We start from the raw sequence: 26,363 nt of genomic DNA, 5'->3' as shown, positions 1-26,363 counted from the left end.
CGGTTATCGCGGGCGGCGCCATTTTCCTTGTGACCTGGGATATACCGGCACCGACATCGCAAATCGAACAACCCATCCCTGATTCGAGGTTCAACTAAAATGCGTTCAGGCACCACCAGAGCCTGCGTCTTTGCCTGCCTGACCGGGTTGGGCGCGTTGATGCAGGTGATCCCCGCCCAGGCCCAGCAAGGCCCCGTTCCGTTGTTTTTGCAAAATCGCAACGCCGATACCCAAACCCCGCCGCAAGATGGGGCACCGGCCAACGGCACAGCAACAACTGCACCGGCACAAGGCGGCGAAACTTCGGGTGGTGCCACAGGAACAAGCATACCGCAGGGGCCAAACGGTGTTTTTGGCTGGGGCAATAATGCCTCTGGCCAAAACTACCCGACGGACCCGGACGCGGTACAAACGCTTGAACTAAACGCTGTTGATGCCGAATCGGTCGGGATACTGGATCGCAATTCGGGCGGGCTGGGTGTTGACATGTGGTCTGGCACCAGCCGTCTCACCGCCGCCCGCCTGATTGATGCCCTGCCCGACCATCCGGCCAACCATGCCATGCGCAATCTGGAACGGCGCATATTGCTAAGTATCGCGGCCGCGCCTGCCGACCACAAGGATACCAGCCTTCTGGCGCATCGCATTGCCAAGCTGCAATCAATGGGGGCTTACGGGGATGTTGCCCGTTTAATCAGCGTCACATCGCGCAATCAGCCTGAGGCGGAACTTGCCCAGGCCGAAATCAACGCGCTGCTGGTTACCGGCCAGCTTGACGATGCCTGTGCCGCAATTGACGGGTATGGCACACAGTTCGACACATCCTTCTGGTTAAAGGCAGCCGTTTATTGCCAGCTTCGCGCAAAGAACAACTCATCCGCCAGCTTTAGCACCGATCTGGTTCGCGAGGTTGAAGGTGAAAGCGACAAACTGTTTTTTGCCCTGAACAAGGCCATTCGCACCGGCAGCAATGTATCACCCGACCTGTTGGTTAACTTGCGGCCGCTTGACGTTGCAATGCTGGAACTGACCAAACAGGGCCTGCCCACAAGCCTTTTGCAAAACGCCGACGCACCGACCCTGATCGCATTTGTCAAAAGCGCCAACACCGCGACCGATTTAAAGCTGGAAGCAGCCCGCCTTGCCGAACAGCAGGGATACATCACAACCGACGAACTTGGCGCAGTATACAACAGCATTACATTCAGTTCAGTTGAACTTGAAGGTGTGCTTGATGATGCCAGCGAACAGACGCCCGCCCGCGAATATGCCAAACTTTATCAGGCAGCGGCCAAATCCGATGTCCCGGCGGCACGGGCCGAAATTCTGGCCCATATGTATGATAATGCGCGCAACAATGGCGATTACGGCCAGGTTGCACGTCTATGCGCACCCCTGCTTGAAGATATTCCCATCAATAACGATTTTGCATGGTTTGCTACCGATGCCATTGCCGCATCAATTTACAGCAACGACCTTGAACGGGCGGGCGGCTGGCTGGCGCAGGCCAAAGCATCAGCCAATGCCGGTAATTCCATTGAAAGCCGCCTGATCGTGCTTTATCCCGCGCTGGTTCTGTCGGGGTTGGAAGATACCGGTACCGCCGATGGTGCCGCGGGCAACGGCCCCGATTCGGCACCCAATTACGGGTTAGGGGGTGCTGTTAAACCAACCCCGCCCATGACCGAAAATGCACCGACATCGCAAGCACAGGCCCGCCATCGCGCCCGCATGGATGAGTGGGCCGAACAGCAAATGGCACGCGACGACCAGGTTGAGGCACGTCATGACGCCGAACAGGTCTATAGCCTGTTTGCCGCTTTTGGCATCGAGGTTCCCGAAAAATTCTGGGATAGCCTTCTGGTTCAACCCTATGTCGTTTCGGATGCGGTTCCCAATGCCGGGGTGGTTCACAAACTGGCACAGGCGGCGCGCGCCAATCAGCGGGCCACTGTGGCGTCACTGGTGGTTATTGCCAATGGCGGCATCGGTGCCGATTTGCAAAACCCGGTATCGCTTGGCCAATCGGTGAATGCCCTTAACATGGTGGGGCTGGATGGTGACGCCCGGCGCATTGCCGTTGAAATCATTATGGAAAGTGGCCTGTAAACGGCCTTTGGCAAAGGATAACATGGTGACACACCCGCGCGATTCCCGGCTTGTTTCCGACTTTCTGGAAATGATGGCGGCCGAACGCGGAGCCAGCCGCCATACGCTTGATGCCTATCGCCGCGATCTTGAAGATTACCAGGCGTCGTTGCATGGCGCGAAAACCGATATGTCACAGGCCCAACCTGATGATGTACGCCGCTATCTTAATGAACTGGCCGATGCCGGGCTGGCAGCACGTACGCAGGCCCGGCACCTGTCTGCGGTGCGGCAGTTTCATAAATTCATTTACGGCGAAGGCATTCGCAACGACGACCCCGCCGCCCATATAGACAGCCCGCGCCTGGGGACGGTTCTGCCCAAATTTTTAACCACCGGCGAAATCGACCGCCTGATCAAAACCGCCAACCAGCAAGAAGGCATCAAGGGCATCCGCCTTTTGACAATGGTGGAATTGCTTTATGCCACCGGAATGCGGGTAAGCGAACTGGTTGAACTGCCCTTTAGTGCCGTTGCCCGTGATCCGCAAATGCTGATCGTGCAGGGCAAGGGTAACAAGGAACGGCTGGTTCCCTTGTCGGCCCCGGCCAAACGGGCACTGATTGATTATATTAAAATCCGCGACGCATTTATCCCGCTTGATCGTGGCGGACAACCGGGAAAATCGACCTATCTGTTTCCATCCCGGGGCAAAACCGGTCATCTCACCCGACAAATGTTCTTAAACATGATCAAGGATCTGGCCCTTAACGCCGGGATTGAACCATCCCGGGTATCGCCCCATGTGTTGCGCCATTCCTTTGCCAGCCATCTTTTGGCCAACGGGGCCGATTTACGCAGCCTGCAGCAAATGCTGGGTCATTCCGATATCTCCACAACGCAGATTTATACGCATCTGATCGAGTCCCGATTGCGCGGGCTGGTACAGGAACATCACCCGCTGGCGCATCGAAAGCCCTGATCAACACACGCAAGCCGCGTGATGCCCGTTTGAACATGGCCTATCAGACAATACCAAGGTATAATAAATTCAGACCTTATACGGGCAAATTTTACGCTTGGCTGATGTTGTCATATATTCGTCATTCAACTGTCATCAGACTGATACCAATAGTGCGCTACCAGCATGGTTATTGCAGCCTGACCTAAATAACAGGGTTGCTCAATAATCCGCTGCGCGAGGGTAAATGAGCGTGACGCTCAGATCCGATAATACCACCGTTCCAATGTCCACTCCTGCGCATCGGTTAGTGCCGCGCGACTGGCCCCACATCATTGAAACGATAGATTTCGCCTTTCAACCGATTATCAGCACCCATACCGGGCGCGTTTTCGGATACGAAGCCCTATTGCGTAACTGGGCCGAGGCGGGCTTTACATCGATACAGGATGTGTTTGATACCGCATGGGAAACCGGCGTTCTTCATAGCGTGGACATGCAGTTTCGCGCTGTTGCCATCAACAAATTTGCCCGTCTGCCTGGTGCCGGTAAACTAAAACTGTTTTATAATTTTGACAGCCGCGTTGTCCGCACAACCGATTACCGCCCGGGGCAAACTGTCGAACTTCTAACAGCGGCCGGGCTGGAACCAGATGCCATATGTCTGGAGATTTCCGAACGCCACGACATCAGCCACGCCCATAATTTTCAGGATATCCTGCTGCGTTACCGGGCGCAGGGTTTCAAGGTTGCAATTGATGATTACGGCAGCGGCTTTGCCCAGATGCGCGCCCTTTACGAATGCGAACCCGACATCATCAAAATTGACCGCTTTTTTATTGATGGCATGGACAAGGACCGGCGCAAGGAACTGTTTGTGACCCAGATTACCGGTTTTTCACATTTGATAGGCGCCCAGGTCGTTGCCGAAGGTGTTGAAACACTGGAAGAACTGATGTGTTGCCGTCGAATTGGCTGTGATTTCATTCAGGGATTTTTTGTTGCAAAACCGTCTGTAATCCTGCCCGAACGCACAGACATCATCCCGGAAATTGCCGATGTTCTAAACCGCCACCGTCGACAGGGCGATCATGACGGCGAACTGCTGCGATCCTTCATGATCGAGGCACAGGCCGTCCCTGACACCATAAAACCCAACGACATTCTGGATTTTTTCCAGAAAAATGCCGATTCAACCATTGTCCCGGTGATCAACCGCCGCGATGAACCAGTTGGCATTATTCGCGATTCCGATTTCAAGGCATTCATCTACACCCCGTTTGGCCGTGAACTGCTGCAAAACCCGTCCAACCGCGCCTATATGTCACGGTTTTTGCGCCGTTGCCCGTCGGCCGATATTCGCACCAGCCTGTCGGAACTGCTTGAAACCTTTGTCACCGCCGACACACTTGATGGTTTGATCCTGACAGAAGATGGCCGGTATCTGGGTGTGCTGGACCAGCGTGCCCTGTTGCGTGCGGTCAACGAACGCAACACCCTGAACGCCCGCGATGAAAACCCGTTAACCCGACTTCCCGGCAACAGTGCCATTTATCGCTATGCCGCCAATGCCCTGTCACATCCCCGTCGGCGCCGTTTTGCGGTTTATTTCGATTTTGACAATTTCAAACCGTTTAACGATCGCTATGGTTTCCGCCAGGGTGATCGGGCAATTTTATTGTTCAAGGATATTCTGGGCAAAGCCCTAAGCCAGAATGCATGGTTCATTGGACATATCGGCGGTGACGATTTTTTTGCCTATGTACAATCAATCGACTTTGAAGAAGCCGTTTCTGCCGTGCGGCGTGCGCAGGCCATGTTCGACGAGGAAATCAAAAGTTTCTACGATCCGAAAACCCGGGAAAACGGCTTTTTGCAGGGCAAAGGGCGCGACGGCATTGATAAACATTTTCCACTTATGACGGTAAGTGCGGCGTTAATTCGGGTGCCGCCGGAGCGCACCGATATCACCCTGGACCATATTTCAACCGAAGCGGCAAAACTGAAAGATCTGGCCAAAAACAGCCCGGATCGCTTTGCCAGTTCGATCTATGAAAATGACGATTCGGATAACGAAATCAACCCGGCGTCAGAAACAAACGAAACATCCTGATACCGCGGCGAAAACACAAACGACGGCACGAAAAATAATCTTTTAATATCAAATCATTAACCAGCATGAATCCAGGCATTCGCCAATTGATCACCCTGTGTTGCCTGACGAAAAAAAACGCTTCCCTCTAATGACGGCTTGATTATGATGTCTGGCTTGTCAGATTGAATTTCAATCGCTGTTTTTCGCGGATACGCTGTACGCCATGATCGGCAAAATTGGTTCTGGATATAACATTGCTGTTCCTGCGGCCCTGCGCCCTGTTGCGCCGGTTGCCGAACGTGCGGCGCGTGGCGATTTTGACAAAACCATCGACCAGACGGGCGCAGCCGTCACCCCGTCATCGCAACGCGATACTGTTGCAGACGATAATGGCGCGCAGCCGCAACCACGCCAACCTCAAAATGCCCTTGCCAACACCGCGTCAAATGCCTATTCCGCCGTCACCATCGATGCGGATGAGCCCCAAAACACGGCAACCGGTTATGGCAATGGCGGCAAAATATCCAATCTTACCGCCCTTTCCCAACCCCGGGGCAACATTGTCGATTTGATCGCGTGATCAATTAATCGCGGTCGGGCCGCATATTTTTAGGTTGCTATATCGGCCCCCTTTAGCGGCCACCAATCCTGACAAATGGCTGTCACATATAGCGATGCGGCAAAATCAGCTATTCATTGCAAAAACATCACGCCAGCCCTGCCACTGCCAAATCATTTCGGCCAGCAAATCATAGCCCGCTGTATCAGGATGATATCCATCACCGCGGCGCAGGGCGCGTTGCCATGTTTCATCATTCCGGGTGCGCTCAAACACATCAAAATACGGAATTTCCAATCCGCGTGCGGTTTCTGCAAACAACTGATTTAAACCTTCCAGTCGTTCATTCACGATCTTGCTGGACCGGCCGCCATCAATCACGGCCTGGGGACCAACCCACAATGTCGGGGCCATTTCACGTGCCCTGGTCATGATATCGGTTGCATTGGCAAGGGATTGGGCATGGGAAACCCGCATTGTGGTTTCCTCGCCGCGTTCCTGAGCGTGGTTGGCATCATTCAAACCAAAACAAAATACCAGTACCAGCGGAAATTCATCCACCTTGCGGCGCGTGGCATCGTCGTACCAGCGGTTCTTTAAATCGCTGCTGGTTTCGGCACGAATGCCCAAATTATAAATCGTCGCATCCAGCCCGATATCATTTAACAAACGTTGGCCCAGGCGCATGGGCCAGCCGCCCTTTTGCGCATCGCGCACCCCGTTAACCAGACTATCGCCAAAAAAACAAACCCGATGGCCAATAATACGATCTGTCATTCTCTCTCCTTGGGCGGGTTGTTCTTCGTATCCTGATCGGGAATATGGTCGGCCATATAGGCCATTAACGCCGCGTGATCCGGCGTCATATCATTTTCCAGCCAGTATTCCTCGGCCAAACGTAACAATTGCCCCATCAACGGGCCAGGCGGCACCAGTTTGGCCGCCAAAATATCGCGGCCCTTTACCGGCAATTGCGGGGTTTGCCAGGCGTGTGCCTGCGCCAGCATGTGTTGCCAGCGGGCGTTTTCACCCGGTATTGGCCGCGCCGATAAAGCCGCACGTTCCCCCCACGCCATAATTACCGCATCCCGAAACGCATCAGCCCCCAAATGATACAAATGGCGGCGAATGCGTTTATCATCCATCACGTTGTCAATCAGACGAAAGCTGGCGCTCATCAATGAAAACCGCTCAACCTCGTCGTTGGATAATCGCAAGGATCGGGCAAACCGGGCGGCGTGGGCAATGGCTTTGTCACCGGTTTCTGGCGATGTAAAAAGTGCGGCCATCCGGCGTAACGGGTCTATGCCAATTGCCGGGTCGGCCAAAGCCGTGGTTTCAAGCCATTCAACAATACGAAGCCGCGGAATGTTCGAAAGTTCGGGCAAAATAACCGGCAACACCGAAAACCCCACCATATCGCCGATGGTCGCGGCGGGGTTTTTGGCGCGCAGCAATTTAAACATTTCATCGCGAATACGTTCGCTGGAAATATCACGCAGGCCGATTGCCCCTTTACGGCAGGCTTCCGCCCCGATCGCATCCAGGGGCGGACGGCCAAAATAGGCAAAAAAGCGAAAAAACCGCAAAATGCGAAGGTAATCCTCGGCAATACGATCTTCAGCAACACCAATGAAACGCACCTTGCCAATTCGCAAATCGGCTTCGCCATCAAACGGGTCATAAATGGTGCCATTCGGGTCACAATACAGGGCATTAAAGGTAAAATCGCGGCGTTTGGCATCTAACAGCCAGTTATCGGTAAAGGCGACCTCGGCATGGCGGCCATCGGTGGTCACATCCACCCGCAAGGTGGTAATTTCATAGGAATAATCATTAATAACGGCGGTAACTGTGCCGTGCTGCAACCCGGTCGGAATAACCCGGATACCCGCCTTTTCCAAAGCCGCCATACAGATATCGGGTTTTAAATCGCAGGCAATATCCACATCCCCCAAATCGCGCGCCAGCAAGGCATCACGCACAATTCCGCCGACATAACGCGCCGTTCCGCCCTGTTGTCGCAGGGCTGAAAACAATTGCGCTGTTTCGGCGGCGGCCATCACGCCATAAGGGGCCAAATGGCCAGTGGGTTCGAACTTTGTCATGCGTATTCTTGCGTGGGATCAAACAGGGACATAACGGCTGGAAACCGGTTTTGGTTATTCCGGTTTTTTGGGTTCAAAATAGCCCGGCGTAATAACACCGTCTTTTAATTCCGGCGCATGATAAACAGAATCGGGTGAAGACCCGCTTGTCAGGGCGGTAAAAACCAAAATGCTTCCGGCGAGAAAAACACCAATAAAAAACAGTAAAAGCCAGGGGCCCTGATCCCACGGTGGAATAACTTCATGTCCCTCGCGGATCGCCTTGGCACGGGCGTATTTCAACCAAAGTGAATAAATCACAAACGGCAAAATAATCGGCAAACCAATCTGGATAATTTCGCGCAGCATGGCAGCTTTCTTTCTAAATTATCACAACGGCATCAATGGCACGCCATGGCCGCAAAGCCAAATCATTCGGCCCGATAATGCTATTTTACTGTTGGCCGGGTCACATCTTGCGAATGGGCGCGTAACACATCGCTAAAATTCACCAACATTCCTGCCGTTGCCCCCCAAATATAATATTGCCGATAGGGAATGGCAAAATAACGCCGTTTTGCTCCTTCAAAATCCACCGTTTGCAGTTTCTGGTTACCGGGTTCAAGAATAAAGGACAATGGCACTTCAAAAACCTCGTCCACCTCAAACGGGTCTGCAACAATATCAAAGGGCGGGGTAATGATGCCAACAATTGGCGTCACCTGAAAACCGGTCACGGTATAATAATCGTTCAACCGGCCAATCAGGCGGATATGGCGCCGATGCAACCCAATTTCCTCTTCGGTTTCACGAAGAGCCGTTTCTTCCAGATCGGCGTCCTCATCTTCCTTGCGGCCACCGGGAAAACTGATTTGCCCGGCATGTGCCTTTAAATGCGCCGTACGCCGGGTGAAAATAACCGACAATCCTTCAGTTCGTTGCACCAGCGGCATCAATACCGCCGCCGGGCGGGATTTAAGCTCTCCCTCGGCGAAGGCGCGCGCCCGTGACCGGGAACCGGGAAAATCAACCGCGTGGTCGCCTACACGCAATTCAAGGGCATCACGCGGGGCCTTTAAGGCCGCCATAATATTTTCAGGTGTCATACGTCATCATTCTCCACGGTACCGATTTTAAAGAACCGTCCGTGGCTGTAAACGCCAATCGCTGTTTGGGTGCTATCAGGTGCGGTAATTTCTTCGGCCCAATCCACCAGTTGATAAAAACTGGCGCGGTTCAAACGGGCCTCAAGCCCGCGATCCAGTGCAATATAGGGCGATGGCTCGCCTGTTTCGGGGTTTTCCTCAACACGCAAGGGGTGGTTTTCGTCAAGCTCAACCCACTGGTCAATATTCGTCCGCATTCGGATAATGTCGGTTTTGGTAACAGAATCAACCTGGTCCGTTGGCCCGGTATCGATACTGGTTTCGCTATTCACGCTATCGCGAACGACCTCCACCACAACAAAGGCGGCATCTTCAACCTCGATGCGTGCCATTTCCGCCGGGGTCACCAGCCAGTGCCCGCCATCTTCGTCGCGCTGTAAAACGGTGGAAAATAATTTAACCAGCTCCATTCGGCCAATCGGCCCGCCTTGATAATACCATGTTCCATCACGATTTATGGACATGGGAATATCACCGCATATTTGTGGATGGCGGCCCGACGGCGGCTTGCCACTACGCAGACGTTTCCACAGGTTTTCGGCAAGATCGACAGTTTTATCGTTTTGGGTCATGCTATACACTTACAGTCAAGGTTTCCAACTTACCCTGATCAGGGTCTTGGCCTATTAATATGATAACAATGGCAACCGTTATGATAGCGAAATACAAGGAAAAGCTCGCAGAGCGTAACGGATTTCCGGTCAGACGACCTGGCGACGGCGTTCGCATTTATAACGGTTGTCCTTCAGGACCGAGCGGTTTTGCGCAGGCTGCCGTGTCACAAAATCGGGAAATATCTACATCTTTTCACGATTTTTCTTCGCCTATCGGCACAATTCCGACCGTCCATTGCAATCATATTAATAGGTCATAACCTTAAGCTAGTTTACGATCCGGGAATTGCCAGTCTGTGTGACAGCCCGATAGCGCCAATGCAACAGAGGATGCAGAATTTACGGCCATGACAAACACGCAGCACTTTCCTGAAGAATTCGGCATGTCGCGCGCCAGCAGCCTCGAACAGGATGCCGCCCGCCTTGATGCCTGTGTTGTCCGTCTGGGCGAAGCCCGTGATATGATCGCGTCCATTATCTTTGGCCAGGACGACGCCGTTGACCAGACATTGATCGGCATTCTGGCCGGTGGTCATGTTTTAATGGTCGGTGCGCCCGGCCTTGGCAAATCGCTAATGGCGCACACCCTTGGCAAGGCTTTGGGCCTGCTTGACAAACGTGTGCAATTTACCCCCGACCTGATGCCTGCCGATATTTTAGGGTCTGAAGTCCTTGAAGACGGCCCGGATGGCAAACGGGCCTTTCGCTTTATCAAGGGGCCGGTTTTTTGCCAGCTTTTGCTGGCTGATGAAATCAACCGCGCCAGCCCGCGCACGCAATCGGCCTTGCTACAGGCGATGCAGGAACGCGAAATTTCGGTCGCCGGTTACAGCCATGCCCTGCCCATGCCCTTTCATGTGCTGGCCACCCAGAACCCGCTGGAACAGGAAGGCACCTATCCCCTGCCCGAAGCCCAGCTTGACCGCTTTTTGCTTGAAGTTCGGCTGGCCTATCCCGATCAGGATGCCGAACGGCGCATTGTTGCCCAAACCACGGGCAGCCAAATGAATCGTCCCCGCCAGATTTTGCATACCGATGAACTGATCGAAGCACAGGGCTTTGTGCGACGCCTGCCAATGCCCGACCGCGTGCTTGATACCATTATTACCCTGTGCCGGGCCTGCCGCCCCGAAAGCACAAGTTTTGACGATATCGCCAATAATGTTGCCTGGGGACCGGGCACGCGCGCCGCACAATCGCTGTCGCTGGCTTGTCGGGCGCGCGCCATGTTGCAGGGGCGGTTTGCCCCGTCGCTTGATGATGTTTCAGCATTGGCGGTACCGGTTCTACGCCACCGTTTCGGACTGACATATGGTGCCCGCGCCGACGGTTTTTCGGCCGCATCCCTAATTACCGATGTTTTATCTAGAATAAGGGACCAACAAGCATAATGGTGCCTGCGCGCAATTTGCCCGATCAGATTGCCGCCGCCCGTTCACTGGCGGCGCGACTGCCGCAACTTGTTGACGAATCCAGGCGGCTGGCAACAGCCCTGCGCAGTGGCCTGCATGGCAACCGCAAGGTTGGCCCCGGCAGCGATTTCTGGCAATTTCGGCCCTATGTTGCAGGCGACCCTGCCGGGCAAATCGACTGGCGTCGATCTGCGCGCAGCGACAATACCTTTATTCGCCAAACTGAATGGCAGGCCAGCCACACCTACTGGATCTGGCCGGTATTTAGTGTTTCGTCTTTCTGGTCATCTAACAATAAAAACCAGCCCAAGGCGGACCGCATGATGGTTATCGCCCTGGCTCTGGCTGATTTGTTATTGCGAAACGGCGAAACAGTTGGCGCGTTTGACCTGCCCCACACCCGTATCACCACGCACGACCAACTGGTAAAACTGGGCCATGCGATGCTATCTGCCCCGGCCAATATCGACAATGATGGCACCCACATTCACCCTGGCCGTAAACACAGCGTGCTGATTTTGGCCGACTTTCTTGAATTTGCGGCTCCGGACCGCTCGCCAGCGGCCAGCCTGCGCCGGTTGGCGCATAACCAGAATGACGGGGCGCTTATTCAGGTTCTCGACCCGGCCGAATGCCTGCCCGATTTTGCCGGGCGCATTAATTTTACCGATAACGACGACAACATCATTTTTCATAGCGAAAAATTTGAAGACCAGCGCGACGAATTTATTCGCAGAAGCCAAAAGTGGCGCGCAAGAATTCGTGACGCAACAATGGCCTGCCAGTGGCTATATGATTTGCACGTCATCGACCAAAACCCAAGCCAGACATTGCTGGCCCTGTATCAGCACATAACCGAACGCCCCGACAATGGCGGTGCCATGGCTCCACGCACAGGTCAGCGCCCATGATATTTGGCGCGATCACGTTTTTATACCCTGCCCTTCTTGCCGGCTTATTATTATTGCCGGTTTTGTGGCTGATCATTCGTAGCGCCCCGCGCCGTCCGCGCAGAATTCATTTTCCGGCTGCCCGTTTGTTAATCGGCGCCACCAATAACCGTCGCAATGCCGAATGGTCGCCGTTATGGCAAACAATTTTGCGCAGCCTGATCCTGCTGGCACTGATTTTGGCAGCGGCCCACCCGGTGTTAAACAAAACCGACTACGCCCCTGAAAACGGGGCCATGCTGGTGATGGTTGATAACAGCTGGTCCAGTGCCGCCAACTGGCCCCAATACCGGCAAGGCATGAAACAGATTGTTAATCAGGCCCGGTTAAACAACCAGTCCGTTTTCATCGGAATTACAGCCCCCGAAGCCGCAGGCGCAAACAGCACCGATCTGCCCCCCTTGCAAGGGCCGCTTTCCCCGCACGATGCCCAAAACGCATTTGACCGGCTGCAACCCCACCCATGGGCACCGGCCTACCCGTTGCTGGCGACCCAAATTGCCGGGCGGCAGGATATTACCAACGCCATTGCCAGCGCCATTCTGTTAACCAACGATATTGATAAACCGGGTAAAGCCAGCCTTGCCGAAGACCTGTCAACGGTCTCACCATTGATTGTTGTCCACCCTGCTGCCACCCCCGATAACGGCACGCTTGCCATCACGGCGCTGACCCGCAACCGCAACGGCATGGCTGTTACCCTGGGACACACCCAACAAGCGGACAGTCGCCAAACCACACTGGTTGCCCGCAATGACCGGGGCCAAATTATTTTGCGCCATCCCGTAACCATTGCCGCACAAACCGCACATACCGATATCGAGGTGCCCTTACCGGGCGATATTGCCAACGCAATCCAGACGGTGGGCCTTATCAATGTCGAAAGTGCTGCGGCCCTGTTTCAAACCGGCGCAAAATGGCAGCAACGCAAAGTTGGTATTGTTGTCAGTTCGGGCGAAGGGCCCGTATTGCTGTCAGACAGGTATTTTTTCCTCGACCGGGCAATTTCGCCTTATGCCAATGTTACTTATGGCACCTTGGCAAGTTTGCTGGCCGACACCCCTGATGTTCTTGTCGCCACCGGCAATATACCGGGCCTGGGCAGCCAGCAAGGGGCGTTAACACGCTGGATTGACAATGGCGGAATGCTGGTTCGTTTTGCCGGTGACGCCACCAGCAGTCCGGATGACCGTTTTTTGCCCGTCACATTACGCCTGGGCAACCGGGATTTTGGCGGGTCCATGTCGTGGGAACGCCCCAAACACCTTGCCCGTTTTGAAGGAAACAGCCCGTTTTTTGGCCTGTCCGTTCCCGAGGAAATAACCGTAACCCGGCAATTACTGGCCGAACCCGACCGCGATATTGTTGAAAAAACCTGGTCCCGCCTGACCGATGGAACGCCATTAATCACAAGTATTCCCCAAAATGCGGGTCGCATTGTTTTGTTCCACGTCACCCCGTGGGCGGACTGGTCCAATTTGCCAATGTCGGGGTTATTTGTGCAAATCTGGCAGCGCCTGTTACCGCTTGCCAGCCCGGATGAACAATCTTCATCGCAAATCCGCACCCTGCTTCCGCCGCAATCCATCCTTGATGCGTTTGGCCGCGCCCATCAGCCCGACCCGACCGTACTGGCCCTGCAATCAGATCGCGACATGCCGACCCCGCGCCACCCGCCGGGGATATACGGGCAAAACGGCCAGGCTGTTGCGCATAATCTCGGCCCACATATTGGCGGGCTCGACAATCCGGTTCGCTGGCCCGATCAGGTTCAAATCAAAACCCTGGCTGACGACACACAGGTTGATCTGGCGACAATTTGTGTATTTGCGGCATTCTGCCTGTTTTTAATCGACACCCTGATCGTCATTTTAACCAGTGCGACCAGCCGGTTTCAGGGGCACAGACGGGGGCGGAAAATAACCCGTGCACAGGCACAGGCACAGGCACAGGCACAGGCGGATAAAAACAGGGCCATGGCACCATCGCCACAAACAAAGCCATCGTCGACAAAAACCTTGACCCTGCTGGCTCTTGTTCTGGCAGGGGCGGCGCTAACAACCGGGTTGGGCAATATAGGGCAGGCCCATGCGCAGGAAACAACACCCCTGCAGGATTTTCAGGCCGCACTGCACCCGCGCCTGGCCTATATGCATACCGGGGTTGCCGCAATTGACAGGCTAAGCCATGCCGGGCTTTCAGGGCTAACCGACATCTTGCGTAAACGCACGGCGGCTGACCTGGCATCACCTGTGATGGTTAACCCGCAAAGCGATGATCTAAGTTTTTACCCGCTTATTTACTGGCCCCTGGCCGAGGGGCAGGCCGAACTTTCCGCCTATGGCCGTGAACAGTTAAACCGTTATCTTGCCAATGGCGGCATGGTCCTGATCGACAGTCGCGACCGGGAAGTTGAACCGGCACGGTTACGCCGCCTGCTTGAGGGTATTGAAATTCCCACATTGGCGCGGGCACCGCGCGACCATATCGTATTTCGCAGCTTCTATTTGCTTGATCAGGCCTATGGCCGGTTTGATGCTGCATTATGGGTTGATGCCCGCCCCGACCCGCGCCTTGACGGCGTATCATCGGTGTTGTTTGGCGGCAATGACTGGGCGGCATCCTGGGTCAGCACCCGGCTGGAGCTTGAACAATATGGTACGGCCACCAGCAACCCGATAGACGACATTTCGCCGCGCCAGCACGAATTGGCCCTGCGATTTGGCGTTAATCTGGTCATTTATGCCCTGACCGGAAGCTATAAGGGGGATCAGGTGCATTTGCCTGCCATCCTTGAAAGGCTGGGTCGATGATCAGCTTGCAGGATTTTCAGATCAATCCTTTGATCACACCCGGGTGGCTGGGCATTTTGGCCCTGATTGCCATTGGCCTTGTCATATTATGCCTGATGCTGCGGTTGCGCGGTGGTATCTGGCGTGCGGGCATGATGGCCCTGTTATTAATCGGTTTGCTGGCCCCCCAATTTACCGATCAGTCACGTGAAAAACTCAGCGATATTGTGCTGGTTCTGGCTGACCGTTCCGCAAGCCAGCAACTGGGGAACAGAACCGTCCAAACCGATCAGGCAATCGAGGCATTGCACCAGAAATACGACAACGACCCCGATATTGACCTTCGGGTCGAAAATGTAGCTGGCGAAACCCGAACCGACATGTTCGCCGCCCTTGACCGGCTGTTGGGGGGCATTCCGCGCGAAAGGCTGGCCGGGGTTGTTATGATCACCGATGGTCAGGTTCACGATGTCCCCGTTAGCCTGCATCTTGATGCCCCGCTTCATGCCCTGATCACGGGCACCCGGGACGAACGGGACCGCCGCTTGCAAATGCACCAGAATGTGGATTACGGCATTGTCGGCAAAGACGCCGAATTCATTGTCGAGGCGATCGACCCCGATATAACCGCAGGTAACCCGATAAGTGTGACCCTGCTGCAGGAAGACGGCACGGTGCGCCGGTTTAACGTTCCTGCCAATCAGAAAACATCCATTACCATTCCCATCACCCATGCCGGGCCGGTGATTGCCGAGCTGCGTATGGCTGCCCTTCGCGATGAAGCCGATACCACCAACAACCGTCTTATTCTGGAAACCACCGGCGTTCGCGACCGGTTGCGGGTTTTGCTGTTGTCAGGCGAACCACACCCGGGCGAACGCGCCTGGCGCAATTTGCTGCGCGCCGACCCTGGCGTTGATCTGGTTCATTTCACCATTTTACGCCCACCTGAAAAAGGCGACGATACCCCGATCAACGAACTGGCTTTGATCCCGTTTCCTATCCGCGATCTGTTTGAAGTTCGACTTAAACAGTTTGATCTGGTTATTTTTGACCGTTACCAGCGCCGCGGAGTGCTGCCGGTGCAGTATCTGGAAAAGGTTGTTGAATATGTTCAGGGTGGCGGTGCGGCATTGGTGGTGGCCGGGCCGGAATATATTGCGCCCGATGGCCTGGCCGATACGGTGCTGGGGCAAATGATGCCACTTGATGCCACCGGCCGTATTCTGGAACAGGGGTTTATTCCCAGGGTAAACGACACCGGAAGGCTGCATCCAGTGACGTCGGCCATTGCCGGGCCACGTCAGGCAACCCATCGCTGGGGGCACTGGTACCGGCAAATTGAAACCCGGCAAACCAATGCACAGGCCATGACAGTGATGACCGGTATTAATGACCTGCCCTTGTTAACCATGTCACGGGTGGGCGAAGGACGGGCAGCAATTTTAACCAGCGACCAGATGTGGCTGTGGCAACGCGGCCACGATGGTGGCGGCCCGATTGCCGAATTATTACGCCGGTTGTCGCACTGGTTAATGAAAGAACCCGCCCTGGAAGAAAACACCATCACCACCACCCGGTCAGCCGATGGCGCATCGCTTGATTTGACGTGGCGTAAAATCGGGGCGGCCCCACAAACGGCAACCGCAATCGACCCGGTAACGTTAAGCGCAATCAATGCCCCGTTTACCCGCCAGTCAGATCAGACATGGCAGGCAAACATACCCATTGCGCAACACGGCCTTATCCGTATTACAGCCCGGGATGCCAAAGGAAAAAGCCAGACCGCCCTGCATGTGGATCGCGATGTTTTAACCAGTGAACGGCGCAACACCACATCTACAACCGAAATTCTGGGTAAAATTGTTGCCGCCAATAACGGCTATATCGGCCGCATTGAAAACGGCCTGCCCGCGTTTCGCCGGGTCACCCGCGAAAGCAGCTGGAACGGGCCAAAATGGGCCGGAATGGTCCAAACTGAAAGCTACCGAACCCTTATTGGCACAACAAACAATCTGTTACCCTTACCCGCCCTGGCGATTATCGGGGTGATTTTGTGCCTGTTTGGCTGGCGACGCGAAACACGCTAAATGCCCGGGTTTCTGTATCCGTCACCATGCTTCATCCGGGGGCTTCTATTGGCGATTGTCATCTTTCTTCAGGGTCGCGCAGGGACCGCGCATTTCGGTGGCCAACCCGGCATTAAACCGTTCAACCAGAAAATCGATAAACAGGCGCACTTTGGTCGGCAGGTGGCGACGCTCGGGGTAAACCGCATATATGCCGCCCCCAAGACGCGTTGAATATTCCGTCAAAACCGGTACGAGCTCGCCACTATGCAGGGCATCGGCAATGATAAATTCCGGCTCGGACGCAATCCCCAACCCCCGTTTGGCGGCAACGGCAGTAAATTCGCCGTTATTGCACCATAAAACAGGGTTCACGCGCACACTTGTCTTTCCATCGGGTCCTTCAAATTCCCAAATATTGGGGTTGGGCACGTTGGTATAGGCAATAACATCGTGATCGCTTAAATCGCCAGGATGTTTGGGCATACCGTGTTTTTCAATATAATCGGGTGATGCCACCAGCTGACCATGGAAAACAGCCAGCTTGCGGGCTATCATATTGGCATCAAGCTGACGTGCGACCCGCACGGCCATATCAAACCCCTCGGCCACCAGATCAACCATATGGTCGGCAAGATGAATATCCACCTTCAGGCCGGGGTAAAGCAGCATAAAGTCGGCCACGACATTCGGCAAAAACCGCTGACCAAATGTCAGCGGGGCAGAGATACGCAAAATACCGCGCGGGGTGCCACGCAAATCGGTCAGGGCATGTTCAGCGGTTTCGATTTCTTCGACCACGCGGGCGCAATGCAAATAAAATGTCGATCCGGCATCGGTCAGGCTTAACCGGCGCGTCGTGCGATTTAACAGACGAATGCCAAGGCTGTCTTCCAGTTTGGTCACATGTTTACTAACGGCGGATTTGGACATGCCAAGTTTGCGTGCCGCCCCGGAAAAACTTTGTTCTTCCACTACCCGGGCGAAAACCGTCATGCCATCAAGATTACCAATAAGCATCGCATCATCCTTGCTTTACCGCCTGCATCACGCCAACTGTTGCGCATTTGGAAACAAATTAATGTCACATCACCCCATTGCCTTCAACTTGGAAAACGTCAAGATTGTAAACAACACAAACCAAACTTAATGGCCGGCGCTGCTTTGCCCCCGGCCACGACAAAGGAAGCTGAAATGGGATTGTTAATTGACGGTGTATGGAAAGACCAATGGTACGACACCAAATCCACCGGCGGTAAATTCAAACGCCAGGACAGTGCCTTTCGCCATCAGATTTCATCCGATAACACCGGCCCTTTCCCGGCTGAAAAGGGCCGCTATCATTTATATGTATCCTATGCCTGCCCCTGGGCTCATCGCGCCCTGATCTTTCGCAGTCTGAAAGGACTGGAAGACATGATATCGGTTTCGGTGGTGCATTGGCGCATGCTGGAAAATGGCTGGGAATTTTCAGCCAAAGACGGCCTTGGCGATGACCTTGGCGATCGCGATTTCATGCATCAGGTCTATACCGATGCCGACCCGAAATATACAGGCCGGGTCACAGTACCAGTGCTGTGGGACAAAAAAACCGGGCAGATTGTAAATAACGAATCGTCCGAGATTATCCGCATGCTCAACACCGCCTTTGACGGGTTGGGCGCAACCCCGGGCGATTATTACCCGCAACATCTGCGTGCCGAAATTGATACCGTAAACGAACGCGTTTACAACGATGTAAATAACGGCGTTTACAAATCGGGCTTCGCCACCACACAAGATGCGTATGAAACCGCCGTCACATCGCTATTTTCAGCGCTGGACTGGCTTGAAAACCGTCTGGATCAACACCGCTTTCTGGTTGGCAATCACTTGACCGAGGCAGACTGGCGCCTGTTCACCACCCTGGTGCGCTTTGATCCGGTTTATCACGGCCATTTCAAATGCAATATCCGAATGTTGAAAGACTATCCCAACCTGTGGGCCTATACCCGCGATCTTTATCAACATCCCGGTATCGCCGAGACGGTCCATTTTGATCATATCAAGGGCCATTATTACGAAAGCCACACCATGATCAACCCGACCGGGATCGTGCCGCTTGGCCCGGATCTGGATTTTACCGCCCCGCACGACCGCCTAAAACGATTTGAAAGTTAAGGTGTCGCGCCAAATACCCTAGCCACCTGACCAACTTGCACCTTGCCGTCAAACAGGTCACAAAGTTTACCTCCCGACCTGTTTGATGGTGACCGACCATGCCTTCGATCCAGAATATCTATGATGATCCCGCCTTCCATGAAGGGTATCGTTCCCTGCGAGAGTCCGGTACCGGCTTAAACGATGTTCTGGAACAACCGGCCCTGCGGTCCCTGTTACCCAAAAGCCTGACCGGGCTGGATATTCTCGATTTGGGATGTGGTTTTGGCGATTTTGCCCGTTATGCCCGCCAACAACAGGCCGCTTCGGTAAGCTGCATGGATATATCGGCCAAAATGCTGGCCGCAGCACAGCAAATGACAGACGACACGGCAATCGTCTTTGCCAAAAGCGCAATTGAAAACCTTGCAGCAACACCCTTTGCCAACAGCCAGTTTGATTTGATCGTGTCGTCACTGGCACTACATTATGTGGCTGATTATCGGGCTGCACTGTCAGATATTACAGCCCGGTTAAAGCCTGGCGGCAGATTGCTGTTTTCGGTTGAACATCCAATATGCACCGCACTGGCTGCCCAGAAATGGCACCAGGATGAAGCGGGAAACGACCTGTTCTGGCCAGTGGATAATTACCGCGACGAAGGCCCAAGACATACACGATGGTTTGTTGACGGTGTGATCAAATATCATCGTACCACTGAGTCTTACGTCAACGGACTGCTTGATGCAGGCTTACAGATAAGCCGGCTGCTGGAACCGGAACCGCAAAAAGAAGCGACCAATGCCAAATGGGACAACCACCGTCGGCGTCCGCCCTTTTTATTACTGGCCGCCCAAAAGCCGTGACCGCGATGGTAAAGCCGAACCCGTGAACGAAAAAACCCCCAAGGCACGAACCAAGGGGGTTTTAACTTTTGAAATGCGGACCTGAATTAATTCAGGCGGCCTTTGATTTCAGAAATCGCACTATCAACCAGTTCATCAGCCTTTGCGCCGGTAACATTTTTTGTCACCATCGCGAGGGTCGCCTGCGTGGCGATTTCGGCCACATGGGCACGAACTTCTGCCACAGCCTGGGCTTCCAGGTTGCTGATCCGGTCCATGGCTTGCTGTTCACGGCGCTTGAGCGACGCTTCAAGTTCGGCCTTGGCATTAACCAGCATGCGGTCCGCTTCGGACTTGGCATGGGCGCGGATTTCGTCGGCCTCTTTAAGGGCTTCGCGCTGCTTGGCCTGATATTTGGCCAGAAGCTCCTGAGCTTCTTCACGCAGGCGCTGCGCTTCGTCAAGTTCGTTGGAAATCTTGCCAGCGCGTTTATCAAGCGCTGCCGAGATCGCCTTTACAACCTTGTAGCCGCCAAAAATGACAACAAACAGGAACGCAAAGGTAACCCAGGTTTCCGGATTGGTGAAGAAACTACCGTGTTCTGCTTCCATGGCGTTTATTCCCCAATCACTGCCGCAACCGCATTTTCAGCGGTTTTGGTCTGAACCTTGACACCGATCAGCTTTGCAGTTGCTTCGCGGGCAATATCAGCCGCGGCTTCAGACACACCGCTCAACGCGGTTGTCTTGGCTTGTGCAATCCGCTTTTCGGCGGCGGATGTCTTTTCAGACAGCTTCCTGGCCATTGCTTCGGTCTCGGCAGCCTGCTGTGCAGTTGCCTTTTCCGATGCTTCGCGAATATCGGCATGGGCGGCATCCCGGGCTTCTGCCAGGGCTGCTTCATACCGTGCGATGGCGGCATCGGTTTCGTCTTTCAACGCCCGTGCCTTGCCAAGATTGTCTTCAATAGTCTTGTGACGGCGTTCAAGAACGTCACCAACTTTTGGCAGGGCAATTTTCGACATCAAAATATAGAGAATGGCGAAAACGACAACCAGCCAGAAAATCTGGGACGGGAACGACGTAATATCAAACTGCGGCATAGCCTACTCCCGAATTCAACGACGCCGGCGAGAGTTCACCCTCGCCGGGCCGAGTATTCGCGCAAAAGGCGCCGATTAGCCGAACAGAACGATCAGCGCAACGACGAGTGCGAACAATGCAATAGCTTCGGTAACGGCAAAGCCGATCCAGCCATAAAGTTCAACATCAGCTTTGGCAGCCGGGTTACGGCCAACAGTTGCGATCAGGCTCGACCAAATGTTACCCACCCCGATACCGGCACCAATCATACCAATAGCAGCCAGGCCAGCACCGATCATCTTTGCAGCATCGAGTTCCATAACTTCACCCTTTCGAATTTCTTAAAGGCAATAAGAAAAGATCACACCAGTCCACAGCACATCAGTGCATGTGGATTGCATCATGGAGATAGATGCAGGTGAGAATTGTGTAAACATAGGCCTGAAGCGCGGCAATGCCGAACTCCAGAACGGTAATCCCCGTCAGCATCGCAAAAGGAAGCACGCCGAATATGCCGATAAGTCCGACGAATCCGCCAATCACTTTCAACATGATATGGCCGACCGTCATATTTGCGAACAGTCGGATAGCCAGGCTGAACGGACGAGAGAAATAGGAAATGATTTCGATCGGGATCAAAATGATCGCAGTCGCTATCGGGGCACCTTCCGGAAAGAACATACGCAAATAATGCGTTCCGTGGCGCGCAAAGCCGATAATCGTCACACCGACAAAAATCACCAGAGCCATCGCGAAAGTCACGATAATGTGGCTCGTGAAAGCAAAGCCGTGCGGGATCATACCTAGAAGGTTCCCGAACAGCACAAACATAAACAGCGTGAAAACAAACGGGAAATACTTGCGCCCGGCGGTTCCCACATTATCTTTGAGCATGTTGGCGACGAATTCATACATCACCTCGGCAGCGCCCTGCCAGCGACCTGGCACCAGTGCGCCACGACGCATGCTCATCGTCATAAATCCCGTTACGAGAACGGCTGCGATCACCATCCAAAGGGCGGAATTGGTGAAGGAAACATCAAAGCCACCTACCGAAAGATCGGCCAACGGCTTGATTTCAAACTGCTCTAGCGGTCCAGCCACCGTAATCCTCGCTCAATCTTGTCAGGCCAAGGATTATTCCTTGTCCCCCTGCTTGGGCTTCCCCATCGCGCGCCCAAGTCCAATGGCACTATCATAGCCTTTGGCTGCGCGATAGGCGTTAAGTCCCCCGGCACCTGCCCCAAGAATGACAAAAAGGACAAGCAACAAAGGCATCGTATTAAAAAACCGGTCCAGTCCCCAACCAATCAGCAACCCGACAACAACAGCAGCGATCATTTCCGCTGATATCCGCATGCCGAGCGCCATGCCCGCCGATGAACTTTTCCGGCCTCCCGAAACCGGGCCTCGCTTTTCTTCACGCCGCCCGGCAACTGCCGTTAATTTGCGATCCAGTTCGGCTAACGAAGCGCGATCTTTTTCTTCGCTCATCGTAACGAACTCCGCTGTAACAGCCTTGCTGGCAACACAAGGAAAGGCGCGGGCAACATACTTAGCCCCCCATAGGCTGTCAAGCCGTAAAACCCGGATGCTCGCAGCATGGAAAACCCCACTTAACAAATTGAAAAATAACAATTTTTAACAAAAAACAGCCCTAATACCCTCTCAGGTGTGTTCGGGATCACTGTTGCTACACCCATGCCCGGAAACAACCCTCGCCACCTTGCAACCGGCGGTTTCCCTAGGTTAGCGGACATGAATTGGCGTATTTCAGGCCCCGTTCACCCTAACTGGTTAAATCAAGCTCATGCTGTTCTTTTTGCGAATAAACTTCGGCCTGACGCAAATCAACCGATACCAGCGACGATACACCCCGCTCTGCCATCGTCACACCAAATAAACGATTCATCCGGGCCATCGTCATACGATGATGGGTAATCACCATGAATCGCGTATTTGCATGACGGCCAATTGCCTCAAGCAACCGGCAAAAACGGTCTACGTTGGCATCATCAAGCGGGGCATCAACTTCGTCCAGCACGCAAATAGGGGCCGGGTTGGTCATAAACACGGCAAACAGCAACGCCATTGCGGTCAGGGCCTGTTCCCCGCCTGACAGCAATGAAAGATGCTGCAACTTTTTACCCGGCGGCGATGCCATGATTTCGAGGCCTGCATTTAACGGATCATCGGCATCGGTCAGCATCAAATGCGCGTGCCCACCGCCGAACAAGCGGACGAACAATTGCTGGAAGTGCTTGTCGACCTCCTCAAACGCCTTGTTAAGGCGCTGACGGGCTTCCCGGTTAAGCTGGTTAATGCCATTGCGTAACTTGTCGATGGCGGCCAGCAAATCGTCGCGCTCGGTGACCAGGGTATTTTTCTGTTCTTCCATTTCGGCCAGCTCGACCTCGGCGCGCAAATTAACTGCGCCAAGGTTTTCGCGTTCACGCGACTGGCGGCCAAGCCGGGCTTCAATATCGTTTTCAGCAGGCAGGTCTTCGTTCTGGTCCAGCATGGCAAGCTCGGCCAACTGGTCAGGCGTTGCATTCACCCTTTCGCGAATACGTTCGATCAAATCGCGGCGGTGTTGTTCGGCCTGCTCCAGCAACGCCTCGCACCGCACCCGGCCTTCGCGGGCATCGGCCAGTTTTTGTTCCGCATCTTTCAAATGCTGGTCGGCCTCGCGCTGGGCGGTTTCGGCATTTACCAGGGCATCGGCACTGTCCTTTCGGGTTTGCTCGGCAAAGGCAATACGGTCGGTCAAAATAGCGCGGCGTTCCTCGATCTCGTCGGGCCGCAGCTCCAGTTCTTCCAGTTCCATTTGCGCTTCTTCCTGGCGTTCGCGCAATTGGGCTACACGGTCACCTGCGCCCGATGCCCGCTCGTTCCAGGTGGCAATTTCATTTTCCACAAATTCCAGCCGCTTGCGCCGCCCCGACATATCGCGCTGCATCCGCTCAAGCTGGCTTCTGGCTTCCATCTGATCGGCGCGCGCATCGGAAAGATCAGCGCGCTTTTCATTTAGCGCGGCCTTAATTTCAATCAGCCCTTCACTGCTTTCCTGCGGGGTTGCGGCAAGCTCTTCCTGCTCGGCGATCAGTTCATCAAGATCCTGACGGGTGCGGTTAACCACCTCTTCCGCGCTTTGCAACCGCCCTTCAATGGCACTGGCATCGCGTTTGATGTTGGCAATTTCTTCACGCGCCCGCGCAAGCTGGCTGTCGGCTTCACGCGCCGCACGGTGGGCTTCCTGTTCGGCACTGCGGGCTTCGGTAATCTGGTCGTTCAGGCGTTCCACATTTTCACGTGCCGTTTCGGCCCGTTCCATGCTTTCCTCGACCACATCGTTCATTTCATCGCGTTCGGCGCGCAATTCTTCCAGCCGGTTCCGCTGGCGCAGACGGGCTGCCGCCGCCAGTTCCGCCCCGGCCAAAATGCGATAGCCATCCCACCGCCACAACGCACCATCACGCGATACCAGCCGCTGCCCGGTTTTCAAATCCTTGCACAGCCAGTTCCCCGTGGAGTCGTCTTCAACAACGCCAATTTGCCATAAACGCCGGTTTAACAATGCCGGTGCCTGGACAAATTTTGCCAGGGCCTGAACATTATCAGGCAAAGCCGGGTCATCGGGCAAGGGGTCAAACCCAGCCCAATGGGTTGGGGATTCGATGGCATCAGGCGCATCAAGGTCTTCACCAAGGGCCGCTGCCACCGCCAATTCCAACCCGCCCTGCACCGTGATCTGTTCGATCATCGGGGTATATTCATCATCCGCGCTGGTTTTAACCAGACTTTCCAAACCATCAATTTCCGCGATCAGGCGGGTTTTACGCGCCTCAACATCACGCTGGGCATCGCGGGCGTCATTTTCGGCAATTTTGGCGGCATCTTCACGGTCATGTAACTCTGCCAGGCGCATTTCGGCGTCTTCAATCGCCATTTTGCGCTGCTCAACCGTTTCCTCGCATTCTTCCAATGCCATTTCGGCATCTTCAAGGGCATCACTAAAGTCGGCCTCGACCCGAATATCATCAAGTTTCGCGACCGCTTCATCATAACGATCCGTCAAACGAATACGCCGCGCGCCCAGTTCCGACAGGCGCTGCTGAACTGATTTTAACCGTGCATCCTCGGCGGCGGCCCGGGTGGTCAAATCATCAACTGCAGTTTCAAGTTCTTCGACCCGCAAAGCTTTTTCAGCAGCACGTTCACGGGCATCGTCAAGTTCGTCATCCTCGCCGCCCTGGGCTTCGCTTAAATCCTCGCGTTCACGTTTCAGCTTGTCCAATGCCCCCTGGGCATCATTGGCCAGTTCCGCCTCGCGCGATAAATCGGCGTCAATTTGCTGAACGCGGGCGCGCAATTGCGCCATCTGCGTTTCAATTTGCTGTTTGTCCTTATCCAGTCCTTCGCGCTCGATCATCAGGCGCTGCAAGGCAGCACTGGCTTCGGCTTCCTGCTTGCGCAAATCGGGCAGACTGGCGGCAATATGGGCTTGCCCGGTGGTCGCACGGGTAACTTCGGCGGTTAAATCGCGAACGGCAGATTCCCCGGTCACCAGCAACTCGCGGGCATCCTGCTGGCGTTTCGCCGCTTCCTGCCAGCGAATATGAAACAACAGGGCTTCGGTCTGGCGAATACTTTCGCTAAGTTTGCGATAACGTTGGGCCTGCCGTGCCTGTTTTTGCAGCGATGAAATCTGGCTATCAAGGGTAACCAGAACATCTTCAAGACGTTCAAGGTTCTGATCGGCACTTTTCAGGCGTAACTCGGCCTCGTGACGGCGCGAATGCAGGCCGGTAATCCCGGCGGCTTCTTCCAGCACCAGGCGGCGCTGCGATGGTTTGGCCCCGATCAGCGCACCAATTTTACCCTGCGACACCATAGCATTGGACCGCGCGCCGGTTGCCGCATCGGCAAACAGCAACTGCACATCGCGCGCACGCACATCCTTGCCATTAACCTTGTAGTTAGAGCCTCCACCCCGTTCGATACGGCGCACGACTTCAAGTTCTTCATGATCATTAAACATCGCAGGCGCACGGCGTTCAGCGTTATCAAGCACCACCGCCACTTCGGCCACATTGCGCGCCGGGCGGGTGGATGTACCGCCAAAAATAACGTCGGACATATCCGAGCCGCGCATTTGCTTGGCCGATGTTTCGCCCATCACCCAGCGCAGGGCTTCAACCAGATTGGATTTGCCACAACCATTCGGGCCGACAACACCTGTCAGCCCGTCTTCAACCAGCAATTCGGTTGAATCGACGAAGGATTTAAACCCCGTCAGTCGTAGCGACTTGAATTGGACCAATCAGTTCCCCTGGCCGATACAGGCCCGTGTGTTTTACCGGCGCATTCCATAACGCGCCGGTAAATCATGTTTCAATCTTTTATCACAGTTCGCCATAAGGCGACCTTATGGCGAACTGACCAGGCACGACAACGCCGCGCAACATATATAACGATGACCGGCCAGATACCGCATTGATTGG

At 54.4% G+C, this 26,363-nt stretch carries 22 protein-coding genes; 10 read left to right on the top strand and 12 right to left on the bottom strand.

Annotation, left to right across the window (positions count from 1 at the left end):
• Positions 1–99 precede the first annotated feature (99 nt).
• From THS27_RS05500 to THS27_RS05485, 4 genes are all read left to right on the top strand, one after another.
• Positions 100–2,109, top strand: a complete 2,010-nt coding sequence (locus tag THS27_RS05500) for an antifreeze glycopeptide (protein WP_246832850.1) — start codon at positions 100–102, stop codon at positions 2,107–2,109.
• Positions 2,110–2,131: 22 nt separating this feature from the next.
• Positions 2,132–3,070 carry a site-specific tyrosine recombinase XerD gene (gene xerD / locus THS27_RS05495; RefSeq protein WP_085588648.1) on the top strand — a complete coding sequence of 313 codons (939 nt, stop codon included), beginning with the start codon at positions 2,132–2,134 and terminating at the stop codon, positions 3,068–3,070.
• A 232-nt stretch (positions 3,071–3,302) separates the two neighbouring features.
• Positions 3,303–5,162, top strand: a complete 1,860-nt coding sequence (locus tag THS27_RS05490) for a GGDEF domain-containing protein (RefSeq protein ID WP_246832849.1) — start codon at positions 3,303–3,305, stop codon at positions 5,160–5,162.
• Positions 5,163–5,367: 205 nt separating this feature from the next.
• Positions 5,368–5,724, top strand: coding sequence for a hypothetical protein (locus THS27_RS05485; protein ID WP_085588644.1), 357 nt, complete (start codon positions 5,368–5,370; stop codon positions 5,722–5,724).
• 105 nt (positions 5,725–5,829) lie between these two features.
• On the opposite strand, the gene THS27_RS05480 is transcribed toward THS27_RS05485, so the two are convergent.
• The 5 genes from THS27_RS05480 to THS27_RS05460 form a co-directional block, all read right to left on the bottom strand.
• A complete protein-coding gene (locus THS27_RS05480) occupies positions 5,830–6,480 on the bottom strand; it encodes a GDSL-type esterase/lipase family protein (protein ID WP_085588642.1) in 651 nt (216 codons plus the stop codon).
• Entirely contained in the window at positions 6,477–7,811 is a 1,335-nt protein-coding gene (locus THS27_RS05475) for a CCA tRNA nucleotidyltransferase (RefSeq protein WP_085588640.1), read from the bottom strand. Before THS27_RS05475 ends, THS27_RS05480 begins: the two co-directional genes overlap by 4 nt.
• A 54-nt stretch (positions 7,812–7,865) precedes the next feature.
• The gene (locus tag THS27_RS05470; protein WP_085588638.1) at positions 7,866–8,159 is read right to left on the bottom strand and encodes a hypothetical protein; all 294 of its coding nucleotides are present in this window, start codon (positions 8,157–8,159) and stop codon (positions 7,866–7,868) included.
• An 80-nt stretch (positions 8,160–8,239) separates the two neighbouring features.
• Positions 8,240–8,896, bottom strand: coding sequence for a CoA pyrophosphatase (locus THS27_RS05465; RefSeq protein ID WP_085588636.1), 657 nt, complete (start codon positions 8,894–8,896; stop codon positions 8,240–8,242).
• Positions 8,893–9,528 carry a DUF1285 domain-containing protein gene (locus tag THS27_RS05460; RefSeq protein ID WP_085588634.1) on the bottom strand — a complete coding sequence of 212 codons (636 nt, stop codon included), beginning with the start codon at positions 9,526–9,528 and terminating at the stop codon, positions 8,893–8,895. Before THS27_RS05460 ends, THS27_RS05465 begins: the two co-directional genes overlap by 4 nt.
• 389 nt (positions 9,529–9,917) lie before the next feature.
• Between THS27_RS05460 and THS27_RS05455 the strand changes: the two genes are divergently transcribed.
• Genes THS27_RS05455 through THS27_RS05440 form a run of 4 tightly spaced genes read left to right on the top strand, consistent with a single transcriptional unit; the run spans position 9,918 to position 16,814 of the window.
• Positions 9,918–10,961, top strand: a complete 1,044-nt coding sequence (locus THS27_RS05455; RefSeq protein WP_085588632.1) for a MoxR family ATPase — start codon at positions 9,918–9,920, stop codon at positions 10,959–10,961.
• Positions 10,961–11,893: a DUF58 domain-containing protein gene (locus tag THS27_RS05450; RefSeq protein ID WP_085588630.1), complete on the top strand. Its 933-nt coding sequence runs from the start codon at positions 10,961–10,963 to the stop codon at positions 11,891–11,893. The genes THS27_RS05455 and THS27_RS05450 overlap by 1 nt, the downstream gene beginning before the upstream one ends.
• Positions 11,890–14,745 carry a DUF4159 domain-containing protein gene (locus tag THS27_RS05445; protein ID WP_085588628.1) on the top strand — a complete coding sequence of 952 codons (2,856 nt, stop codon included), beginning with the start codon at positions 11,890–11,892 and terminating at the stop codon, positions 14,743–14,745. Before THS27_RS05450 ends, THS27_RS05445 begins: the two co-directional genes overlap by 4 nt.
• Positions 14,742–16,814: a hypothetical protein gene (locus THS27_RS05440; protein WP_085588626.1), complete on the top strand. Its 2,073-nt coding sequence runs from the start codon at positions 14,742–14,744 to the stop codon at positions 16,812–16,814. Before THS27_RS05445 ends, THS27_RS05440 begins: the two co-directional genes overlap by 4 nt.
• A gap of 45 nt (positions 16,815–16,859) precedes the next feature.
• Here the strand turns inward: THS27_RS05440 and THS27_RS05435 are convergent, their stop codons facing one another.
• Positions 16,860–17,813 (bottom strand): LysR family transcriptional regulator, encoded by a 954-nt coding sequence (locus THS27_RS05435; RefSeq protein ID WP_085588624.1) that lies wholly within the window; start codon positions 17,811–17,813, stop codon positions 16,860–16,862.
• Positions 17,814–17,987: 174 nt separating this feature from the next.
• Here THS27_RS05435 and THS27_RS05430 point away from each other — a divergent pair, with 174 nt between their 5' ends.
• Positions 17,988–18,953, top strand: coding sequence for a glutathione S-transferase family protein (locus THS27_RS05430; RefSeq protein WP_085588622.1), 966 nt, complete (start codon positions 17,988–17,990; stop codon positions 18,951–18,953).
• A 98-nt stretch (positions 18,954–19,051) separates the two neighbouring features.
• On the top strand, positions 19,052–19,798 hold the full coding sequence (locus THS27_RS05425; RefSeq protein WP_085588620.1) for a bifunctional 2-polyprenyl-6-hydroxyphenol methylase/3-demethylubiquinol 3-O-methyltransferase UbiG: 747 nt from the start codon (positions 19,052–19,054) through the stop codon (positions 19,796–19,798).
• Positions 19,799–19,884: 86 nt separating this feature from the next.
• Here the strand turns inward: THS27_RS05425 and THS27_RS05420 are convergent, their stop codons facing one another.
• The 6 genes from THS27_RS05420 to smc form a co-directional block, all read right to left on the bottom strand.
• Complete coding sequence (locus THS27_RS05420; RefSeq protein WP_085588618.1) at positions 19,885–20,388, bottom strand: F0F1 ATP synthase subunit B; 504 nt, start codon at positions 20,386–20,388, stop codon at positions 19,885–19,887.
• Positions 20,389–20,393: 5 nt separating this feature from the next.
• Positions 20,394–20,879, bottom strand: coding sequence for a hypothetical protein (locus THS27_RS05415; protein WP_085588616.1), 486 nt, complete (start codon positions 20,877–20,879; stop codon positions 20,394–20,396).
• Positions 20,880–20,954: 75 nt separating this feature from the next.
• The gene (locus THS27_RS05410; RefSeq protein ID WP_073953291.1) at positions 20,955–21,179 is read right to left on the bottom strand and encodes an ATP synthase subunit C family protein; all 225 of its coding nucleotides are present in this window, start codon (positions 21,177–21,179) and stop codon (positions 20,955–20,957) included.
• Positions 21,180–21,240: 61 nt separating this feature from the next.
• Positions 21,241–21,963, bottom strand: coding sequence for a F0F1 ATP synthase subunit A (locus tag THS27_RS05405; protein WP_085588614.1), 723 nt, complete (start codon positions 21,961–21,963; stop codon positions 21,241–21,243).
• Between the two features lie 33 nt (positions 21,964–21,996).
• Positions 21,997–22,353 (bottom strand): AtpZ/AtpI family protein, encoded by a 357-nt coding sequence (locus THS27_RS27320; protein ID WP_245835220.1) that lies wholly within the window; start codon positions 22,351–22,353, stop codon positions 21,997–21,999.
• 295 nt (positions 22,354–22,648) lie between these two features.
• Positions 22,649–26,182: a chromosome segregation protein SMC gene (gene smc / locus THS27_RS05395; RefSeq protein WP_085588612.1), complete on the bottom strand. Its 3,534-nt coding sequence runs from the start codon at positions 26,180–26,182 to the stop codon at positions 22,649–22,651.
• Between the last annotated feature and the right edge of the window lie 181 nt (positions 26,183–26,363).

This window comes from Thalassospira sp. MCCC 1A01428 (assembly GCF_002115825.1).
Taxonomy (GTDB): Bacteria; Pseudomonadota; Alphaproteobacteria; order Rhodospirillales; family Thalassospiraceae; genus Thalassospira.
The sequence above is the reverse complement of the archived record's forward strand: the minus strand, read 5'-3'. Positions and strand labels throughout refer to the sequence as shown.

What these genes read in the sequence shown, in the direction of transcription:
- xerD (WP_085588648.1), top strand. Translation starts at nt 2,132, where the DNA reads ATGGTGACACACCCGCGCGATTCCCGGCTTGTTTCCGACTTTCTGGAA.
- THS27_RS05470 (WP_085588638.1), bottom strand. Translation starts at nt 8,159, where the DNA reads ATGCTGCGCGAAATTATCCAGATTGGTTTGCCGATTATTTTGCCGTTT.
- THS27_RS05485 (WP_085588644.1), top strand. Translation starts at nt 5,368, where the DNA reads ATGATCGGCAAAATTGGTTCTGGATATAACATTGCTGTTCCTGCGGCC.
- THS27_RS05475 (WP_085588640.1), bottom strand. Translation starts at nt 7,811, where the DNA reads ATGACAAAGTTCGAACCCACTGGCCATTTGGCCCCTTATGGCGTGATG.
- THS27_RS05455 (WP_085588632.1), top strand. Translation starts at nt 9,918, where the DNA reads ATGACAAACACGCAGCACTTTCCTGAAGAATTCGGCATGTCGCGCGCC.
- THS27_RS05425 (WP_085588620.1), top strand. Translation starts at nt 19,052, where the DNA reads ATGCCTTCGATCCAGAATATCTATGATGATCCCGCCTTCCATGAAGGG.
- THS27_RS05435 (WP_085588624.1), bottom strand. Translation starts at nt 17,813, where the DNA reads ATGCTTATTGGTAATCTTGATGGCATGACGGTTTTCGCCCGGGTAGTG.
- THS27_RS05445 (WP_085588628.1), top strand. Translation starts at nt 11,890, where the DNA reads ATGATATTTGGCGCGATCACGTTTTTATACCCTGCCCTTCTTGCCGGC.
- THS27_RS05440 (WP_085588626.1), top strand. Translation starts at nt 14,742, where the DNA reads ATGATCAGCTTGCAGGATTTTCAGATCAATCCTTTGATCACACCCGGG.
- THS27_RS27320 (WP_245835220.1), bottom strand. Translation starts at nt 22,353, where the DNA reads ATGAGCGAAGAAAAAGATCGCGCTTCGTTAGCCGAACTGGATCGCAAA.
- THS27_RS05460 (WP_085588634.1), bottom strand. Translation starts at nt 9,528, where the DNA reads ATGACCCAAAACGATAAAACTGTCGATCTTGCCGAAAACCTGTGGAAA.
- THS27_RS05465 (WP_085588636.1), bottom strand. Translation starts at nt 8,896, where the DNA reads ATGACACCTGAAAATATTATGGCGGCCTTAAAGGCCCCGCGTGATGCC.
- THS27_RS05430 (WP_085588622.1), top strand. Translation starts at nt 17,988, where the DNA reads ATGGGATTGTTAATTGACGGTGTATGGAAAGACCAATGGTACGACACC.
- THS27_RS05450 (WP_085588630.1), top strand. Translation starts at nt 10,961, where the DNA reads ATGGTGCCTGCGCGCAATTTGCCCGATCAGATTGCCGCCGCCCGTTCA.
- THS27_RS05415 (WP_085588616.1), bottom strand. Translation starts at nt 20,879, where the DNA reads ATGCCGCAGTTTGATATTACGTCGTTCCCGTCCCAGATTTTCTGGCTG.
- THS27_RS05420 (WP_085588618.1), bottom strand. Translation starts at nt 20,388, where the DNA reads ATGGAAGCAGAACACGGTAGTTTCTTCACCAATCCGGAAACCTGGGTT.
- THS27_RS05410 (WP_073953291.1), bottom strand. Translation starts at nt 21,179, where the DNA reads ATGGAACTCGATGCTGCAAAGATGATCGGTGCTGGCCTGGCTGCTATT.
- THS27_RS05480 (WP_085588642.1), bottom strand. Translation starts at nt 6,480, where the DNA reads ATGACAGATCGTATTATTGGCCATCGGGTTTGTTTTTTTGGCGATAGT.
- THS27_RS05500 (WP_246832850.1), top strand. Translation starts at nt 100, where the DNA reads ATGCGTTCAGGCACCACCAGAGCCTGCGTCTTTGCCTGCCTGACCGGG.